The sequence below is a fragment of the Metabacillus litoralis genome, assembly GCF_003667825.1.
Lineage (GTDB): Bacteria > Bacillota > Bacilli > Bacillales > Bacillaceae > Metabacillus > Metabacillus litoralis_B.
In genome coordinates this window covers 1746675-1764562 of the sequence record NZ_CP033043.1, presented here as the reverse complement: position 1 = coordinate 1764562, position 17888 = coordinate 1746675, and the positions used below count along the sequence as shown (strand labels likewise).

General features: G+C 31.9%; 22 protein-coding genes and 3 pseudogenes. 20 read left to right on the top strand and 5 right to left on the bottom strand.

What is annotated here, in order from left to right:
• The first annotated feature begins 170 nt into the window (after positions 1 to 170).
• On the top strand, positions 171 to 2279 hold the full coding sequence (locus D9842_RS08480) for a penicillin-binding protein (RefSeq protein ID WP_162987368.1): 2109 nt from the start codon (positions 171 to 173) through the stop codon (positions 2277 to 2279).
• Between the two features lie 803 nt (positions 2280 to 3082).
• On the opposite strand, the gene D9842_RS08470 is transcribed toward D9842_RS08480, so the two are convergent.
• From D9842_RS08470 to D9842_RS08460, 3 genes are all read right to left on the bottom strand, one after another.
• Entirely contained in the window at positions 3083 to 3646 is a 564-nt protein-coding gene (locus D9842_RS08470) for a CBO0543 family protein (protein ID WP_121662151.1), read from the bottom strand.
• A gap of 498 nt (positions 3647 to 4144) precedes the next feature.
• The gene (locus D9842_RS08465) at positions 4145 to 4588 is read right to left on the bottom strand and encodes an Hsp20/alpha crystallin family protein (protein ID WP_121662150.1); all 444 of its coding nucleotides are present in this window, start codon (positions 4586 to 4588) and stop codon (positions 4145 to 4147) included.
• Positions 4589 to 4700: 112 nt separating this feature from the next.
• Positions 4701 to 4922, bottom strand: coding sequence for a spore germination protein (locus D9842_RS08460; RefSeq protein WP_121662149.1), 222 nt, complete (start codon positions 4920 to 4922; stop codon positions 4701 to 4703).
• 1161 nt (positions 4923 to 6083) lie between these two features.
• On the opposite strand from D9842_RS08460, the pseudogene D9842_RS26305 reads away from it, so the two are divergent.
• The 3 genes and pseudogenes from D9842_RS26305 to D9842_RS08450 form a co-directional block, all read left to right on the top strand.
• Positions 6084 to 6527, top strand: a pseudogene (locus D9842_RS26305) (peptidoglycan recognition protein family protein); the annotation flags it as partial.
• Positions 6516 to 7070 carry a peptidoglycan-binding domain-containing protein gene (locus D9842_RS26300; protein WP_257536058.1) on the top strand — a complete coding sequence of 185 codons (555 nt, stop codon included), beginning with the start codon at positions 6516 to 6518 and terminating at the stop codon, positions 7068 to 7070. The pseudogene D9842_RS26305 and the gene D9842_RS26300, both read left to right, overlap by 12 nt.
• Before the next feature lie 63 nt (positions 7071 to 7133).
• The gene (locus D9842_RS08450; protein ID WP_121662148.1) at positions 7134 to 7313 is read left to right on the top strand and encodes a hypothetical protein; all 180 of its coding nucleotides are present in this window, start codon (positions 7134 to 7136) and stop codon (positions 7311 to 7313) included.
• A 263-nt stretch (positions 7314 to 7576) separates the two neighbouring features.
• On the opposite strand, the gene D9842_RS08445 is transcribed toward D9842_RS08450, so the two are convergent.
• Positions 7577 to 8017, bottom strand: a complete 441-nt coding sequence (locus D9842_RS08445) for a cell wall hydrolase (protein WP_121662147.1) — start codon at positions 8015 to 8017, stop codon at positions 7577 to 7579.
• 561 nt (positions 8018 to 8578) lie between these two features.
• Between D9842_RS08445 and D9842_RS26295 the strand changes: the two genes are divergently transcribed.
• The 15 genes and pseudogenes from D9842_RS26295 to D9842_RS08375 all read left to right on the top strand — a co-directional run bounded on the left by D9842_RS26295 (position 8579) and on the right by D9842_RS08375 (position 16293).
• A complete protein-coding gene (locus D9842_RS26295) occupies positions 8579 to 8827 on the top strand; it encodes a YIEGIA domain-containing protein (protein WP_257536018.1) in 249 nt (82 codons plus the stop codon).
• A gap of 37 nt (positions 8828 to 8864) precedes the next feature.
• Positions 8865 to 9497, top strand: coding sequence for a YIEGIA domain-containing protein (locus D9842_RS08435; RefSeq protein WP_373995099.1), 633 nt, complete (start codon positions 8865 to 8867; stop codon positions 9495 to 9497).
• Between the two features lie 2 nt (positions 9498 to 9499).
• Positions 9500 to 9706: a capping complex subunit for YIEGIA gene (locus D9842_RS08430; protein WP_121662145.1), complete on the top strand. Its 207-nt coding sequence runs from the start codon at positions 9500 to 9502 to the stop codon at positions 9704 to 9706.
• Positions 9707 to 9846: 140 nt separating this feature from the next.
• Positions 9847 to 10053, top strand: coding sequence for a DUF1657 domain-containing protein (locus D9842_RS08425; RefSeq protein WP_121662144.1), 207 nt, complete (start codon positions 9847 to 9849; stop codon positions 10051 to 10053).
• 42 nt (positions 10054 to 10095) lie between these two features.
• Positions 10096 to 10830 carry a YetF domain-containing protein gene (locus D9842_RS08420; RefSeq protein WP_121662143.1) on the top strand — a complete coding sequence of 245 codons (735 nt, stop codon included), beginning with the start codon at positions 10096 to 10098 and terminating at the stop codon, positions 10828 to 10830.
• A 64-nt stretch (positions 10831 to 10894) separates the two neighbouring features.
• Positions 10895 to 11008 carry a YjcZ family sporulation protein gene (locus D9842_RS08415; RefSeq protein WP_121662142.1) on the top strand — a complete coding sequence of 38 codons (114 nt, stop codon included), beginning with the start codon at positions 10895 to 10897 and terminating at the stop codon, positions 11006 to 11008.
• Positions 11009 to 11283: 275 nt separating this feature from the next.
• Positions 11284 to 11619, top strand: coding sequence for a PASTA domain-containing protein (locus tag D9842_RS08410; protein WP_121662141.1), 336 nt, complete (start codon positions 11284 to 11286; stop codon positions 11617 to 11619).
• Positions 11620 to 11865: 246 nt separating this feature from the next.
• Positions 11866 to 12093 (top strand): RidA family protein, encoded by a 228-nt coding sequence (locus tag D9842_RS26535; RefSeq protein WP_306821514.1) that lies wholly within the window; start codon positions 11866 to 11868, stop codon positions 12091 to 12093.
• A 17-nt stretch (positions 12094 to 12110) separates the two neighbouring features.
• Complete coding sequence (locus D9842_RS26530) at positions 12111 to 12329, top strand: RidA family protein (protein ID WP_306821513.1); 219 nt, start codon at positions 12111 to 12113, stop codon at positions 12327 to 12329.
• A gap of 34 nt (positions 12330 to 12363) precedes the next feature.
• Positions 12364 to 12504 (top strand): annotated as a pseudogene (locus D9842_RS26660) (DUF3221 domain-containing protein); the annotation flags it as partial.
• 322 nt (positions 12505 to 12826) lie between these two features.
• Positions 12827 to 13420: a kinase gene (locus tag D9842_RS08395; protein WP_121662139.1), complete on the top strand. Its 594-nt coding sequence runs from the start codon at positions 12827 to 12829 to the stop codon at positions 13418 to 13420.
• A 228-nt stretch (positions 13421 to 13648) separates the two neighbouring features.
• A complete protein-coding gene (locus D9842_RS08390) occupies positions 13649 to 14467 on the top strand; it encodes a sugar nucleotide-binding protein (RefSeq protein ID WP_121662138.1) in 819 nt (272 codons plus the stop codon).
• Between the two features lie 16 nt (positions 14468 to 14483).
• Positions 14484 to 14573: pseudogene (locus tag D9842_RS26655) on the top strand (class I SAM-dependent methyltransferase); the annotation flags it as partial.
• Between the two features lie 74 nt (positions 14574 to 14647).
• Entirely contained in the window at positions 14648 to 15127 is a 480-nt protein-coding gene (locus D9842_RS08380; protein WP_121662137.1) for a GNAT family N-acetyltransferase, read from the top strand.
• Between the two features lie 689 nt (positions 15128 to 15816).
• Positions 15817 to 16293, top strand: coding sequence for a hypothetical protein (locus D9842_RS08375; protein WP_121662136.1), 477 nt, complete (start codon positions 15817 to 15819; stop codon positions 16291 to 16293).
• A 490-nt stretch (positions 16294 to 16783) separates the two neighbouring features.
• Here D9842_RS08375 and D9842_RS25795 read toward each other — a convergent pair whose 3' ends face one another.
• Positions 16784 to 16936, bottom strand: a complete 153-nt coding sequence (locus D9842_RS25795) for a hypothetical protein (RefSeq protein ID WP_162987367.1) — start codon at positions 16934 to 16936, stop codon at positions 16784 to 16786.
• 309 nt (positions 16937 to 17245) lie between these two features.
• Here D9842_RS25795 and D9842_RS08370 point away from each other — a divergent pair, with 309 nt between their 5' ends.
• A complete protein-coding gene (locus D9842_RS08370; RefSeq protein ID WP_121662135.1) occupies positions 17246 to 17737 on the top strand; it encodes a GyrI-like domain-containing protein in 492 nt (163 codons plus the stop codon).
• Positions 17738 to 17888 lie beyond the last annotated feature (151 nt).

Genomic DNA, 17888 nt, shown 5'->3' with positions numbered 1-17888 from the left:
AAAGTGAAGAAAAATGTTCGTTTTTTGATTAAAGAGTCATAATTATGAAATTAACTCAATTAAAAAATGATTTTTAATATCCATTTAACTCTAAGGTTTCTGTAAAAAAATTTACATGTTAAAATATTCCTAAACTCACTATTCGCTAGACAATGAAAATGAGGTATATGATGAATTTTAAAAAGTCGGTAAATATGAATCGGGGATCTGTATTTCTATCATTAATTTTTTTCGTTTTGTTTTTAGTAGTCTTATTTCGCTTCCTGTTTATTATGGTAACGGGAACAGTAGATGGTGTTAATCTTGTAGAAAATAAGGAAACTAGAATAACAAAAGAAGGTATTTTAGAAGGGAAAAAAGGAGAAATACTTACGAACGATGGTGAAAAAATTGCAGTCGATTCACAAGTATACACAGTGATAGGTGTACTTAGCAAAGAAAATCCAAACCATATAAAAGATATTCCAGATACTGCAGCAAAGTTGGCTAAAGTATTAAAAACTGACTCTAAAGCTATTGAAAAATCATTAAGTGATAGTAAAGCATATCAAGTTGAGTTAGGAAAAATAGGCAGAAATATAACATTTACTCAAATGCAAGAAATTAGCAATCTCGATCTTCCAGGAATCATCTTTGCTCCAGATATTAGAAGAACTTACCCATTAGGTGATTTTGCATCACACATTGTAGGAATCACTGATTTCGATGGTAAAGGTATATCAGGCATCGAAAAGGAATATTCAGAAGAGTTATTAGGGACAGATGGATACATAAAAAAGAAGATTGATGGGTTTATAGGATTTGGCTATGATTTGCCTCAGGAAGAATCAAAATCAAAGCCTCCTCAAAATGGAAACAATATATATACAACATTGGATATGAACATTCAGACGATCCTAGAAGACTCGATGAATCAAGTTGTTAAAGAATACAATCCTGAAAAAATCATTGGGATTGTGATGGATCCTAAAACTGGTGAGATAGTAGCTCTAAGTAATAGACCCTCAATTTATCCCAATGAACAAAATGAAGTTAATTATTTGAACTATGCCCTGTCATCTTCCTTTGAACCTGGCTCTACAATGAAGATATTTACACTAGCAGCTGCTATTAATGAAGGGGTTTATAATGGTCAAGAGAAGTATAAATCAGGAGCAATAGAAGTTACTGGAGAATTGATTCATGATCACAATAAAACGGGCTGGGGAATGATTACATATGATAAGGGTGTTGAGCTTTCGTCAAATGTTGCATTTACTATCCTAGCAAAAGACAAATTAGGCTTTGATCGATTCTATCGTTACTTACAGGAGTTTGGATTTGATAAAAAAACTGGAATAGATATGGGCAATGAAGGATTAGGTAAATTCGTTTATAATCGTCCAATTGAAAAAGCTACCACAGCGTTTGGTCAAGGATCTACTTTTACTCCAATTCAATTAGTTACCGCAGCTTCTTCTATCGCAAACGATGGTAAGATGATGAAGCCTTACGTCATAAAGAAAATTTTGGATGAAAAAGGAAAAATCCTTGAAGAAAACAAACCAAAAGTATTGAATAAACCAGTAAGTGCTGAAACAGCTAAGAAGACAAGAGAATTACTAACCTCTGTTGTAACTGATGGTACAGGAACCTACTTTCAGCTAAATGATTTTCAGGTTGCTGGTAAAACAGGAACTGCACAAATTTCTGATGGAGAAGGGGGTTATCAAGTTGGGAGAAATAATTATATGTTTTCATTTTTAGGAATGGCTCCTGCTGAAGACCCTAGGTTGATTATGTATGTTGCAGTTGAAAAACCAAATTTGAAGGCAGATCAAGTAGGTGCAAATGCTGTTTCCGACATATTCAATACTGTAATGGATTATGGTCTTAAAAAGCTAAACGCAACTTCTGATGTAGTCAATAACAAAAGTAACAGTGAAGAAGTAACTCCAACAATCATGGAATCCTATAAAGAAAAGTCAGTTAAAAATTCAGTTAGCATCCTGAAAGGCAAAGGGTTAGAACCTATAATACTTGGTCAAGGAGAAAAGGTAGTAGAGACAGAACCAATTGAAGGAACAGAGTTGTTAAAGGGTTCAAAAGTATTAATAAAGACAGAAGGTAAAAAGGTAATGCCTGATATAACTGGATGGAGCCTTTCTGATGTTATGAAGCTAAGTAGCTTAACTGGGTTAGAGATTCAACATGAAGGAAATGGATTTGTAACTTCACAAAGTATAGGTGAAGGTAAAGAGATTAAAGAAGGAAATAAACTTTCTATAAAATTAAAATAAAGAGGGAGTATGAAACTTGGTGTGGAATGAATAAATATCCAAGTAATTTATTAACCAAAGAGGCAATTAAAAGTTTTAAAAGGAATATAGTAAAGTGTAATATGATTTCTCACAATTTATATGTGGCGGAAAATATGTTTATCATCTATGAATACCATAGGAGTTTGGATGATTTCGACAAATTACTAGATGAAGTAATTAGGGGTTACGAGGGATGAATACTTCTTTAGAAATAAATCACCTATTTATAAAATTGTTATTCAAAGCACAATAATAGATAATCTGCTCATTTCTTGATTGGGCCAAATAAAATGGAAGGTCTCTCTTACTCAAATTATTTTCGTCCTATTGAAGAGAAAATAACAAATGATATTACGTGGGTTTCAACAGTTACATATAACTGTCATTCGATGTATTGGCTAATTTTGTATCAATTTTATTAATTACTTTTATTCTAGAAATATACATTATTTTAGCAAAGGAAAGCAACCTGAATAGGGTTCACTCTTCGATAATTCAAAATAACCAAATGAATATTTATTACAAAACAACACTATAGCTATTAGTGAATTTTGGATCTTAAGCAATCAAAGCGCCTTTGTTTAATAATTACAAGGCGCATTTGTTGTGATATTGACCTAAAATGCTACATAAAAACTATTACTCATCGATCGAGTAATAGCCCTGAAGGAGAAAAAAGTCTGTGATAAGTCACTTTTCCAAGGTTACTCATCACCATGAACATGAAGATGATATTACAATAACATCATATTCAACATGTCTTTTTTTGAATAGGCAGAGGATTAGTTTTCAGACATATGGGAATTAAATAACTTACTCTTTGCTACTTGGTTAGTTAATAAAAATAATAATATGTAAATGGGAAATGAATAATAATTCTTCCAGTGTAAAGGTTCATATAGCTTGAAAAATATGGCTAGTGGCTCACCAATAAATGAAGAAAAAGCAGAATATATGGTGCCTTTGTATATAGGGTTCAGATTTAGCTTTATTTCAATAAGTAGCATCATTGTAATTGGTAAAAGAGTAAGATCCCATGGGAAATAACCAGGGATGAAGGGAAAGATATTGTATGGATAAATCCACAATCCTAATTGAACACCTAGTGAATCAAGCAATAGGGAGACAGTAGCCATAAATAGACCTGCTCGAAAAAGGTCGCCAGTATAATTCTTATTATGTACCTTCCACCAAATTAACCAAGGAAATATTCCTAATAAAAGCCCGAGCCACCATATGGGAGTTAGGTAAATAAGTTCAAACCATATATCAACTAGTAGAGAGTGTGCTTGTTCATAATTTGAAAAAACTTGAGTCATTTGTTTAACAATTTCACTAGTGTTCATATGAATTCTCACTTTTTTGTTTTTACTTTTATATTTCTTATTACGTTGATTTTTAATTCATCATTTGAAAAAAAGTTATGTCTACTTCACTTAAAAAGAAATTGGAATTAAAGAATTACAACAGTTTAATTTATTTATTTAAAACGTTTATGTATAAAAATTGGGTTTAACATAAAGGGTTAAGCAATCTGTCAATCCAATTAATTGGTGGGACAGATTGCCAACAAAGCTAAACTGTCTATTTTTTATAAAAGGTTTTTTAATTACTAACAAACCTCCTGGAAACCTGGGAGCTACTATTAAAGAGGGTTTATATCAACAATTATGAAAAAATACATACAGATTTAATAAAAAGGAATGTACTAGAAGGTGAATTAAAGAATTGGAAAATTAAATAAGGTATCTTTTTGCAGTTTGGCAATGTTTTAACATCTATAAAAAATAATAAAAACAGTGTCATTCCATATCAAATTTCACTGTTTTTATTTTGAAAAATATCTATTCATCAATCTCAATAAACTTCGGTTTCCTTTTAGGAGTAGTGATTTGTATTATTCCATCCTTATAGGTAGCTTTTGTATCGGCTTCAGAAATAGTAAACGGTAGTGTGATTAGACGTTCTATTTTTTGAAAAGATTGCTGCTTTTTGTATGGGTGATTTTGCATATCATTTTCTTTCACTACTTTAGAATCTTCAACGGCTATTCGTAGCTGATCCTCGATTATTTCTAATTGGATTTGATCACGATTATAACCTGGTAATTTTGCCTCGATCACAACTTCGGTTTCCGTTTCATACATGTCTAATTCAAATGCTTTATAGTTAAAAATAGAGTTAAAATGTTGTAAAGATTCATCAATAAATGAATCCATATATTTCATTAAGTAATAAAATGATGATTCAGTTAACTGATTCTTCAGATCTTCTTTATTTGAACTCAATTGTTTTATCCCCTTTCTCTTCGTGTTCCACTAATAAAGTGTCAAAAGGGTAAATAATAGTTTCTCTTTAATAAACTCATGCTCAGGGTACATTCATGAGAGGTATATATTTTTAGTTATTAGCTATTACGGGTTGATCAACTACATCAGGATCTATTCCATAAGTTAAACTTGCTCCAACACAAACAAATTGTAGATCACCAACTCCACCACCACCAGCTCCAGAAATGGCTTTATCAACGCTTTTGGGAGCAATGTAAAATGCATCTCCAAAGTTTACAGTTCCTCCACTTACACTGTTTAATTTTACAGGGCCAACAACGCAACAAGGCATTTATATCCATCCTTTTTTCAAATATTTAAATTTCTATTTATGATATATGATATTATGCATTGTTATTATTGTGATAAGTTTAGATGACCTTTTATTATTATATATACTTCATACGAACCGTTAAGAGTGTTTGCAGGGACTTATTATTTTGAGAGAGGGACCATTAATTCAGATTAAGGAAATGTACTAACTATCTTTATATAATTTAGTAAGATAATTGGAGGTTTGAAATGAGTGAAGTAGTTGGTCCTTAAGAGAAGTACTCCCAAAATCCTACCTATTTCTTTCCCACTAATTAAATCGAGATTGAAGTGAACGTGATGAAACAGTGCTGGAGCTAACTAGAAAAGAATTAGTGTAAAAAGGTTAAGCAACAACTCGGATGATTCACCGAGTTAAGTCCCTTACAGTATTTATGTGTTTTTTTATTAGTCTTTTTAATTTTGAATATACTATTATAGGTTAAAGGGAGAGGGAAGTGTTTTGGTCATTACATTATTTTTTGCACATACTAGTTTATAGTACGACAACCATCGAAGGCTTAAGAATTTAATTAATTTTTGAAACTCCCAACGGTTGTATTAATATTGTTCCTATTGAAATAACAAAGATAAGCATCGGTTGTCTCCAAAGCAAGTTCCTTATCAGTTAACAAAGAATTTGCTTTTTCAGGTTGGGTTGCTACCCAGTAATTCTTTTATATCTAGCGGACTTGATTCGTTTTTAAGAAAATTAGTTTTAAAGTCTATATATTTAGCAAGTTTTTTTGCTGTTTTTAGTTTGTCATCATTTGTTGTTCCTCTTTTAACAGTATAAGCTATTGCGGGGAAACCGACGTTATCAACAATAACTCGATTGTGACGATCTTACATTTTTTCACGTGGTGTTGGGAGAGAGGAGTAATCAGATTCTGTTTTTGTAACCCTTTGTGTGTTACACTTCACCATGTACAATTTGAACCATTCCAAGACGGATAATTAGATTAAAATGTTTCGACTTGAATCAAAAAGTCTTTAAATATTATGTGAAATCTTAATAGGTAACTGCAAATTTCGAAAATCCACTCATATATATAAATGATGTCAATATGAGGGAGAGATACGTTTGGAATATGATATTACAAGAGATTATATTAGCTATGGTAATTCGCGCTCTGGTGAAATGATAAGTGATGTTAAGTTTATAGTGAGTCATGACACTGGAAATCCTGGTGCAAGTGCTTATGCAAATCGAAATTATTTTGACAGAGTCCAACCTTCTGCATCTGCTCATACGTTTATCGATGATAAGTATATCCTGGAAATCATTCCTACAAACGAAAAGGCATGGCATGTCCGATATGAAGTAGAGAAAGATGATGAAATATATGGTGATGATGCAAATGATGCTGCAATTGGAGTTGAACTAACATATGGAGGGGACATAGACTTTTGGGAAGCTTACAGAAGATATGTGTGGTACCATGCTTACCTAGTTGATAAATACAACCTAAATCCGAGAACAGATATCATCGCTCACAGTTCATTAGATCCCACAAGAAGAACAGACCCACAAAATGCTCTTAATAGGTACGGAATATCATGGGATGAATTTATTAATGATGTTGTACAGGCGACTGAAAAGTATTTTAAAGGTAAGGATATTCCTGACCCTGTTATCAAGGGGGAATCTATCGAACTACCATTAAACATAGGCGATGAGGGTCCTTTTGTAAGAGATATACAAAAAGATCTAATTAAAGCTGGAATTGGCTTGCCAATTTACGGCGCTGATGGCATATATGGATCAGAAACAAAACGCGCAGTTATGAGGTTTCAGAAAAAATATGATTTGCTTGTCGATGGACTTGTTGGACCAAATACATTAAATAAGTTAAAAGAAGTAACTTCATCAAGTCGGAGTATAAATGAATTTCCTTTACCTAATGGAATTTTATCACGGGGAGATGAAGGTCCTAAGGTGAAGCAATTACAAAGGGCTTTAAAAGAAATAAATTTTGATCCAAAATATATTGATGGAATATATGGACCTCTAACTGAAGATGCAGTAAGAAGATTTCAATCAATGTATGCTGCCTTAGTAAACGATGGTATTTATGGTCCAAACACGAAGCAGTATATAGAAATGGAACTGGAGGAAAATGGTTAAAATTAATTTCTACTATTGCCAAGAAGAGGTATCTCTTGTTGGAGTTTTTCCCGTAACGAGTATGTGAATAATGATGGGATTGAACTTGAAGAATTTAATAAACCTAATGAAGTAGAACAAGGATACGGTTTCTTTGGACCTTTTTATCGTCCTTTCGCAAGACCTTATCCTGTAAGACCTTTTGTCCGTTATCCATTTGGAGGATTCACAGCTTTAACACTATTACCATTCTTCTTTTGGTAAGAACCAAACACAAATTCTTAGAGTTAGCATTGGAGACTAATGATTTTAAATTATAAAATTCCCTGAAAAAAGTATTTTCTATAATATGAGATAAACTAAAATTATATTAGCATATGTTTAAATAGCAAAAAATAACAATGTATCAGCAGCAAAAAGCTTGAGCCATATCTACACTCAAGCTTTTTGATTTGAAGAGTAATAGCTCTCATTAAATGCCACTTTTGTGGAATAACTGCTAAGAGCCTGTAAACAAGATTACTATTTTAATACCTATAAGCACTTTCGCATGTATTAGCCTGCGGCTCATAGTAACAATGTTGTTTATATTGTCCCGCAAATGGTTGATTATACCATGTAGGTGGACACGAACCATACGGGTTGAAATACCAAAGAGCATACTTAGAAGGATGTTGTCTCCAATACTTAACTACTTCACGTGCCAATTTTCTTTCTACATCTCTTGCTGGTTTATAAAATAAACTCCCTTTTTGTACAGCCTCAAAAGAGTAATTACCGCCTTGAACCTGAAAAATCACATCTCGTATGGTTCTTGCAGCCTTAAAATCTAAACAATCAGCTACTGCTCTATTTACAATGACATTCCCAACCATGAGCATTCCTAGTCGCCCCTCGCCGACGGCTTCTGCATGTATCATCCTTGCTATTAAATCAATGTCCTTGTTGGTATGTTTTACCCTTGTCACTTATCATCACCTCTACCAATAATTGTATTAAAAAAAGCCTACAAAAATGTCATGATATTACATAGTAGGAATTAATAAAGTCCTATCAGTATTTGAAACCTCGTAGGTTAGTATAAGTAACGCAGTAAAAAGATTACTAAGCAGATTTTAAGGGAAATATATTTTTTATTTCTATTGTAAGAACTTGCTATAAAGTTAATCTTTAGCAATCAAAAGCGCTTATTTCAGTTTTAGGGTCAGATTGTGCAGTAACTCTTTTATTACGTAGTAAACTAGATACCGCGGAGCGAGCAGTTCTCAAACTAGTATGGACTAAACTATACTTTTGATCTTTTACTTTAAAAATTAACCCTTTTTTATTTCCCTCTCTAGAGTGGAGGTGATGATGCATATGAATTACCTCCTAATCATGTAATGAATGATTAATCATTTGTTGTAAAATTTCAAAGACATGTTCATCTGCAATACTGTAATTTCGTCGGAGAAGTATTTATTTATTATTTGCATGAGAACAAAATAAATGTCTAATGATAAGAGAAAAAATGCCAATGAAGTGATTTTATGAAGGACGGTGCCATATCCACAGAACATATTGTACTTATTTTAACAGCCATAGTAATTGGTACACTTGCTCGACTGTTAACAATTAAACAAGACTTTAGGCAGTATCCTAGTTATCCAAACGGATATTTAATTCATCTTGTAACAGGTTTCGTAGCAGCTGCATTAGGTGCAGTGGCAATTCCAGCTTTAATGACAAAGAACTTTGTGGCTTGTAACGTTCTTAACCTTAGCTATTCAGCAGTTTAGGGAAGTTAGAAAGTCTGAAAGGGAAAGTTTTAAGGACTTGGAGAACACGGAGTATGCATATCGTGGAGATGCTTATATTGATGGAATTGCAAAAACATTTGAATCAAGGAATTACTTTTCTTTGATCGTTTCTTTTATAACAGGTTTAACTATCCAATTAGTTCAACAATTTAACGAGATAATTTGGATTAATGTAATTTCAGGAACATTGGTAGGACTAGTTGTACTTTATGTTTTAAAACGCTTTTCTAAAGGTAAAACAATTGGTGATATTGCCCAAGTAAAAGAAGGGAAAGTAGAGGTAAAAGGCTCAGAATTATTTGTTGATGGAATATACGTTTCCAATCTCTTAGGATCTGAAAATGCATCAAATTTGTTTCAAGAAGAAGGTTTAGCGGTAGTAATATACCCTAATGAAGAGCATTTCCGCATTTCATTAGATAATTATGGACAAAGACAAGCAGCTTTATTTGAAGCCACACGAACTTTAGGTGTTAAACGATATCATTTTACTCGTAAAGAATATGCAGAAGGTAGGATAGTAATTACTCTTGTTCCAATCATTAAAGATATTGATAGATTGATTGAAGCAGTAAAGAAAACACCATTATTAGAAAGTACAAAGAAAAGCCATGCTGTGATGGATACCAATCTCGTGGGGAGGGAATAACTATGGGACGTGAAGCATCTGAAAGACCTAACTATGAACTATTAGCACTAATTACATTAAATAAAGAAAGAGTCTTAGGAGGTAAACAAACATCGTTGTTAGCTGAAAATGAAGAAGAACAAAAAGAAATGACAGTGGATATTGCAAAAGCTATGATAGCGGATGTGGTGAAGATGAAGAATGGAGATTATTTAGTAATTAGAGTTTAAAGGACTTTTCATATTTTTCTCCATACTGTGTAGCAAAGGTTTTAATTTTAAGGTGACTTTATGTACTTACCATAAGAATTTTTAGGATACTAATGTGCAAAATAAAACAAGTATTTATGAGTTTGCAGGAGGTGAAAGAAATGACAGTAGGAACAAAAATGCTTGAAACAATAGCTAGTTGTGAAAGTACAATTGCTAATCTTCATTCTTTTTCATTAGAAACTCAAGATCAAAATGCAAAAACAATGTTTCAAAACCTTGCAAATCAACAACAACAAATTATTGATAATCTAAAGGCTCGCTATGAGTATATTCAATCTCAAGAGCCACAATATAAACAACAATAAACTCCTTTCTTAAGGAGTTTTTTCATCAATGGGGTGATTTACTTGGATATATTACTTACGTATGTTGTTAAACCAATTGCCATTTTTATAGGAGCTTATATATTAATACGTTTTGGTGGTAAAAAAGCTGTATCAGAAATGAATAGCTTTGATTTATTATTTATCATAGTTTTAGGAACGATTGTTAGTGAGCCTTTAGTAACGAAGCAAACAGTTGAAGCTTTAACCTATGGGTTAGTGTTTCTTATTTCATACATCTTATTTTCTTATGCAACACTCAATAATAAACTTAGATGGTTTTTAATAGCGAAGCCTACTGTATTAGTTAGAAATGGTGACATTGATGAAAAAGGATTAAAAAAAGCAAGAATTACGACTAGTGAATTAATTAGCACCTTAAGACAACAAGGATATACAAAAACTGCGGATGTAGAACTTGCAGTATTGGAAGATATGGGGAAAGTCAGTGTCATCCCAAAATCTTATGCTAGACCATTACAACCAAGTGATTTAAATTTGCATCCATCACCTACATTTATCCCAATTCCGATTATTATGAATGGGCAAATTATATATCATAACTTAAAGTTCTTAGATAAGGATGAAGAATGGCTTAATATGCAACTAATGGCTAATCAAAAGAATATCCAAAATATTTCGGATATTACACTCGCAACATACACACAACAAGGTACCTTATCAGTAGATACAGATAATCCTAACGAAAATTCAAATACAAATAATCCATATCTTTATAAGCCAGGAATGGATAATTAATTTTCATAAGGGAAAATGTCCAATTCATTTAACATCACCTTTAAATAGGATATAAGTATTGATAATGAGTGGAGTAGGTTATGCAGGTGCAGGCTTTGCTTTAATCGTTGTTCTTTTCATTCTGCTAATCATCGTTGGTGCTGGTGGATATGGTTACGGTGGCGGATTTAGATATTAAATAAAAAAAATGAAAAACAGGTAGTGAAATGCACTACTTGATTTTCATTTTGGGTCTTGAGTTCGTTATAAAGATTATATTACACAATACTTCCTCTAGTTGAATTAGAATCTAAAACAACTAAATCATAAATATTTGTAACCGGAAGATTGTAAACACATAGTTCACATAATCCTCTTCCTCTTAGTAGCAATAATTATGGTCTTAACAAGCTAAACGCTACTTCTGATGTAGACAATAACAAAAGTAACAGTGAAGAAGTAACCCCAACAATCATGGAATCCTATAAAGAAAAATCAGTTAAAAATTCAGTTAGCATCCTAAAAGACAAAGGGTTAGAACCTATAATACTTGGTCAAGGAGAAAAGGTAGTAGAGACAGAACCAATTAAAGGAACAGAGTTGTTAAAGGGGTCAAAAGTATTAATAAAGACAGAAGGTAAAATGGTAATGCCTGATATAACTGGATGGAGCCTTTCTGATGTTATGAAACTAAGTAGCTTAACTGGGCTAGAAATCCAACATGAAGGGAATGGATTTGTAAGTTCACAAAGTATAGGTGAAGGTAAAGAGATTAAAGAAGGAAGCAAACTTTCTATAAAATTAAAATAAAGAGGTAGTATTCATTTATGGCAGTTATTGTCCTTTAACCTAAGTGATATTCTACAATAAAAGCACGCATGAGTAACAGTATTTGCGGTTTTTACGTAAAGCCAAAATTATAGAAGTTCAGTAGTAGACTTGTTAGTTAGAAAATACGATGCGAAAAATTCAAACAATATATTCCTTTCGTGTGAATAAATGTTAATATTAACTTCATAATTTGGATATTTATACCAATAATATGGAGGGATTTTAATGACAGAAAATACTGCTGCAAAAAAACTAGAGATCTTGGGTATAAATTTGCCTGATGCAAGTGACCCTCAAGCTAAGTATTCTAACTATGTTATAGTAAATGGATTAATGTTTGTATCTGGAAAAGGTCCTTCAGGTAATCCGAAAGGAAAGTTAGGTAAGGATTTCTCAACTGTAGAAGGATATGAATATGCACGTGAAACTGGATTGAGATCCTTGCTGTATTAAAACAGGCTTTAGGTTCTTTGGATAAAGTTAAAAGAGTAGTAAAAATTCAGGGATTTGTAAATTCAATGCCAGAGTTCGAAGAGCATCATAAAGTTTTAAATGGTTGCTCTGAATTAATGTTACAAGTATTCGGAGATAAAGGTAATCATGCCCGTTCAGTATTAGGTGCAGTTTCTGTTAGAGACAATCTTCCGATTATAATTGATTCTATTTTTGAAATAGAGGAAGAGAGATAGGTGACACTATCTTAGCAAAAGAAACGGAAAAGCTGTTAGATTTTATTTTAAAGATACTTCTAAGAAATTTGAAGTTGGTCAATTAGTAAGGGTGTGGAGGGACAAAGATAGTCCTATCTTAGATTCTGATCCTCTCCAAATGTCTGCCTCTAAAGTGGAGGTAATGGAAGAATAGATTGTAAAAATGAAGGGCCTTCTTTGAACTAACGAAGAACTCCATAGCGGTCTTCAGTAAAAGGCAAATTATGAATAAGAAGCTAAGTTAGTATGAATTAATAAAACACACATTTCCCAAAATGTGTGTGTTTAGTTTATTAGAAGTATTCTATCTATTCAGCAAACAAAGCACCTTTCTTGAACAAGGAAAGTGCTTCTTTTACTTTAAGGATAAACTGGTGAAGAACAATTAAAATAAAATTTAGAATGCAAAGAGTTACACTTTAACGAATGGAACAGATTAATTTAATTTTGTATATTAAAGTAGGGTGGGATTGGGCTTGGAAGATAAAATAACAACATTATTGAAAAACATTCCAAAAGTTGAAAAAGGTCAAAAGGTTGTAATCGGTATAGATGGATTAAGTCGCTCAGGTAAAACTACAATAGTAAGAAGCATCGAACAGCATATTCAAGAAAAAGATATTTTGTCTTGTGTTTTACATATAGACGATTACATTGTAGAGAGAGAAAAACGTTATAGCACTGGTAATGAAGAGTGGTATGAGTATTACAATTTACAATGGGATGTAGAATGGCTAAAAGAGAATTTATTCAAAAGACTTAAAGAATCTAATGAATTAAAATTATTAGCATATGACTCTATTTCAGATTCACAAAAATTAAATTCGATCAAGATACCAGATACATGTCTAATAATAATTGAAGGAGTATTTTTACAAAGAAAAGAGTGGAGAAATTACTTCGATTTTATGATTTATCTGAATTGTGTACGAGAAGAGAGATTCAAACGTGAAAGTGTTGATACACAAAAAAACATTGAGAAGTTTGAAAAAAGATACTGGAAAGCAGAAGATTATTATATGAAAACAGTTTCGCCAATAGAACAAGCCGATTTAGTTATAAAGAATTAAAATAGAGAATGAATAGGCTTACACTAAAACTAAAGGCTAAGTGGCTTTATTGTTGAACTAGAGAAGTAATGATAGATAGAAATTTTGATACGCAATACATCTATACTATTCAACAGTAATTGATATTCAATAAACAAAGCGCCTATCTTATTACAAACTAAGTTGATATGTTAAAATTAGGAAAATGAATTTTGAGAAAAGCATAGCTCTATATTCAAAGGGGATACAATGAAAATACTTATTTTAGGTGGAAAAGGCTTTTTAGGTTCAAGTATAATGGCTCAAGCACTTTTAAAAAATATAACTGTGTACGGAACCTCGCGTACAATATCTAATAGTATCAATATCATCAAAACAGATGTTTCCAATAAAACCTCATTGTTGTCCTTACTAAATAAATCCGTTCCTGATGTGATTATATGGGCTCTTATGAGTGATAAAAATGAAATTGAATTAGTTAATAATGGACTTTTAAATTTATTATCGTTAATAAAAAAAGAAACCAAGCTGATCTTTATGTCCACAGATGCAATATTTACTGATGGCACTGGAAATTATGTAGAAACAGATAAGACTGGATTACTCCCAAGCGAAGCTCCTTTAGCTAATTATGTTAATGGAAAAAATATCGGAGAAAACTTAATAAAGAATACTCACAAAAATCATATGATAATTCGAATAGGACCTATATATGGTAATTCTTTAAATATTGAAAAGAGAACTGTCCGTATAATTCAGAAAATAAAAAGGAAGGAAAGTGTAAAGGCCCAGACCAATCTGTATCGTTGCTTTGTGCACGTTGAAGATTTATCAACAGCAATCCTTGAGTTAATAGCTATAGATTTTCTTGGGACTATACATTTAGGACCATCTAAAAAGGTAAGTTACCACACCTTTTATAAGCAACGCCTAAAACAGCTGGGAATAAAAGCCTCTATCAGTGCTTGCAAAATTGATAGTGAAGAAAATCCATATATTTCGCTGGATACCTCTCTAAATACCCAAAAGGCTAATTTAATATTAAAAACAAGTTTTCGGGAAATTTAGTTTTTGGAGGTCCCTAGGAGTAATTTTTTGTTCGAAAAGATATGACTCGCGAAATCAAGGGGATGTCCTTATTTTTGCATTTCTAATACTAGATGCGATTAATTAATGAATAAAATTGGATTCTTCAAGGCCGCTTTTTTTCTAATAGAATCAAAGTTATTTTAATAGAGGTGGATTGGTATGAATATAGAAGCAATTGAGGAATTATCGGGTAATAAAATAATAGATTTCTTTAAGTTGCATTGGGGAAGTCCAGAAATGGTTGTATCCAGTAGGATTTACGATTGTAGCTCTTTAGATGGATTTGCTGTCATAGATAAAGAAGATAAAATTATTGGGTTAATTACTTACATAATAAGAAATAACGAGTGCGAAATTATTTCATTAGATAGTATTGAAGAGGGGCGAGGTATAGGTTCATTATTACTTCAAGAAGTGGAAAACCTTGCTAATAAGAAAAATTGTAATCTTGTTAAACTTATAACAACAAATGATAATTTATTAGCACTAAAGTTTTATCAAAAACGAGGTTTTATCTTGTCACAGATTTTTATTGATGCTGTTAAGAAAGCAAGAAAGTTAAAACCAGAGATACCCTTAATTGGTAATGATGGTATACCAATCAGAGATGAAATTGAGCTAATAAAGGTATTAAAATAATGAGGGTTTAGTTCTATTATAATCACCTTCAGCAATAGAAGCTCTTTTCTGGAAAAAGGAAAGATACTTCTTTCGGTTAGTCCAGATTGGAAAGATCAATCAGAATGAAATTGAGACTGTGAAGAGTTACCCTTTAAAGGGAAATTGAAGTTTATTGAGTTTGGCATAGGAAACACTTGGTTGGTAAGATTTAAACTTCATTTAAACTCTATGAGCTATTATAAAACTCAGAATTTTTGTTTTTATAGCTGATCTCGTTGAAGAGAAAGGCTTGAGTCCAAGCAAGAATGAATATAAACACGGATTTGGGATATTATAGGTGAATGGAGGAGATACGATGAAGTCTATATTCTTACTAACTTCTATGATTATTTTCACTATAACACACTATCTCTTTACACGATATTCTCTTAATTGGCAAAAGTAAACATCTTTCGTCAGTGGAGTTATATTGACTTTGTTAGGTGTCATATATCCCACAGTCCAAACTCAAAACATAGTGAATAAATTTCCTAAGTAATTCTATCCCTGCCTTTTAAATAGTTATTGGTACGCTTTAATAAATTCCACTAATCAAGTAGTCAATTAATAAGTAAATATGATTTATGAATTTTTCAGATTTTACATGCTGTCATTTATGAGCATAGGGACACTATAATGGAACAATTCCTTAAGGAGTGTATTTGCATATGGCTTCAAAGAGGCACAAAATATTAAATTTATTTTTAATACTTCTACCCTGGTTTTCTGTTGTATTTATAGGTAAGAGTAGTGTCAAACGTTATTCTTTAGCGGCCGTTTTTATAGCTATTTTTGAAATTATAAATCATTTGTATGGACGTAAGAGGAAGTGGTGGGAATTTTATGACAAGCCAAAATCATTTATAAGGGATGAACTTCCTTTTGATATAGGTCCCTATTTTCCTATGTCTTTGTGGTTCCTTAAATTTTCATATGGTAACTTCAAAAAATTTGTATTGATTAATGCGATAGCGAATGGATTATTTGCTTTTCTCTTTATTCCTTTCTTAAAGAAAATTAAAATTGTTCATCTAAAAAGGTTAAACTATTTCCAATTCTTTACATATATACATTACAAAGCATATTTATTGTATGGAATACAGCAGTTGATTGAAAGAAGTAAAAGGAATATCGGTACGACCTGAACTAACATAACATGGTAGTTGCTGCAAAGTGCAAGGGTATTTTGCATTAGCGGTGATATTCAACAAATAAAGAGCCTTTCTGGGAATAAGGAAGGTGCTTATTTCAGTTAAGGACAGATTTTTACAATGACTCTTAGACCTAAATAGCGACATAAGAAAATATTTCATGATTAATAACTAGCACCTTATCCAGTCGTTACAAAATTGGTGTTTGGTTGTTGCTGTCCTTCTATAAAACTTTTTTGATGCATATAAAAGAAATAAAGTACATTACTTTACAGATCAAATATCGAACACATTCTTTAAGAACTTTTATCGAATCTATAAGAATGTGGAAGCAAACACGTTCAATTTTAATTAACATAAATTATTAAACAGAGGATATTCAAATAGTGGTTGTTAACTAAGACTTAATGAGATAAACCGAGGGTCTCCCCCTTTGTGTAATACCTTGTTGTTAGATTGAATAGAAAATGGAATACACTAGTATCTAGTGTTTTCTATTGTTGATTTCTTCAACTATTAAGTTCAAAAGATTTTCTAAGCTTTTTGATTCTTTACTAAAAAGATAGGAATTTAAACTTGTTTGAATTGCATTCAATTCATAGTCAGAGAATCCTTTTATTATGTCTTTTATATCCATGTTCTCACCCCCTCTCATGGGGGAGACTATAAAATATTACTATATAAGGATGAATTTGGTAATTGATAATTAATTAAAATATCAAACTGCATTTTACATTAGTTTTAGTGCTAAAAAATTTTGAATTAATGATCTTCTGCAATAAATGCGCCTTTCTGGAACAAGGAAAGATGCTTTTTTCTGTTAATGGCCATTTTCTTGAAGAAGAAGGAGTTAATAAGAACCAAGCAGAATGTAATATGAACTTGTTTTGTGAATATTCCTAGGAAAATTAACTTTAAAACTTAAATTATGAAGGAGGGATAAAAGGTGCAAAACTTCAATTATGAAATTGTTGAGATACCTGCGTATCGAGGAATCGGATTAAAGTGGGGTGGCTCGTACACGGAAATTAATACTTTGAAAAAACTTATTAATAGTATGAGTAGTAGAGTAGGAGAGTTAGATCATGTTGTCAATCCAGAGACTCAATTAGGTCTATCCTATCATCTTAGGCCTGATGGATTTGTTCATTATTCTGTTTATGAAGTTACTCAAGAACAACAACTTCCCGATGGTATGGTAGAAATAAATGTACCCAAGATGACTTACTTATTGACGCATCACAAAAAGGGACAAGACATCGGTCAAACTTATAACAAAATCCTTCAATGGCTTAAGGAAAGTAATTATACCCCTTATGTAGAGCCGGGTGTGAAATATTACGATGATTTACCGATAAAACACGAAAGGTACCCGAATGATCGTGTTTTTAATAATCCTCATTTTGATATCTTAATTCCTATTTTTAAGAAGGAATAAATTCGATTTTCCTTTTTACGAAATTAATGATCTTCAGCAATAAAAGCGCCTTTCTGGAACATAGAAAGATGCTAATTCAGTTTAGGGCGAGATTCTGGAGTTTTAAATATTTGTTAATAAGTTTAATGTTTAATGGATACTTAGATACTAT

Coding starts and splice junctions, on each gene's coding strand:
- D9842_RS08480 (WP_162987368.1), top strand. CDS start 171: ATGAATTTTAAAAAGTCGGTAAATATGAATCGGGGATCTGTATTTCTA.
- D9842_RS08470 (WP_121662151.1), bottom strand. CDS start 3,646: ATGAACACTAGTGAAATTGTTAAACAAATGACTCAAGTTTTTTCAAAT.
- D9842_RS08460 (WP_121662149.1), bottom strand. CDS start 4,922: ATGCCTTGTTGCGTTGTTGGCCCTGTAAAATTAAACAGTGTAAGTGGA.
- D9842_RS26295 (WP_257536018.1), top strand. CDS start 8,579: ATGAAGGACGGTGCCATATCCACAGAACATATTGTACTTATTTTAACA.
- D9842_RS08430 (WP_121662145.1), top strand. CDS start 9,500: ATGGGACGTGAAGCATCTGAAAGACCTAACTATGAACTATTAGCACTA.
- D9842_RS08425 (WP_121662144.1), top strand. CDS start 9,847: ATGACAGTAGGAACAAAAATGCTTGAAACAATAGCTAGTTGTGAAAGT.
- D9842_RS08415 (WP_121662142.1), top strand. CDS start 10,895: ATGAGTGGAGTAGGTTATGCAGGTGCAGGCTTTGCTTTAATCGTTGTT.
- D9842_RS08410 (WP_121662141.1), top strand. CDS start 11,284: ATGGAATCCTATAAAGAAAAATCAGTTAAAAATTCAGTTAGCATCCTA.
- D9842_RS26535 (WP_306821514.1), top strand. CDS start 11,866: ATGACAGAAAATACTGCTGCAAAAAAACTAGAGATCTTGGGTATAAAT.
- D9842_RS08390 (WP_121662138.1), top strand. CDS start 13,649: ATGAAAATACTTATTTTAGGTGGAAAAGGCTTTTTAGGTTCAAGTATA.
- D9842_RS08380 (WP_121662137.1), top strand. CDS start 14,648: ATGAATATAGAAGCAATTGAGGAATTATCGGGTAATAAAATAATAGAT.
- D9842_RS08375 (WP_121662136.1), top strand. CDS start 15,817: ATGGCTTCAAAGAGGCACAAAATATTAAATTTATTTTTAATACTTCTA.
- D9842_RS25795 (WP_162987367.1), bottom strand. CDS start 16,936: ATGGATATAAAAGACATAATAAAAGGATTCTCTGACTATGAATTGAAT.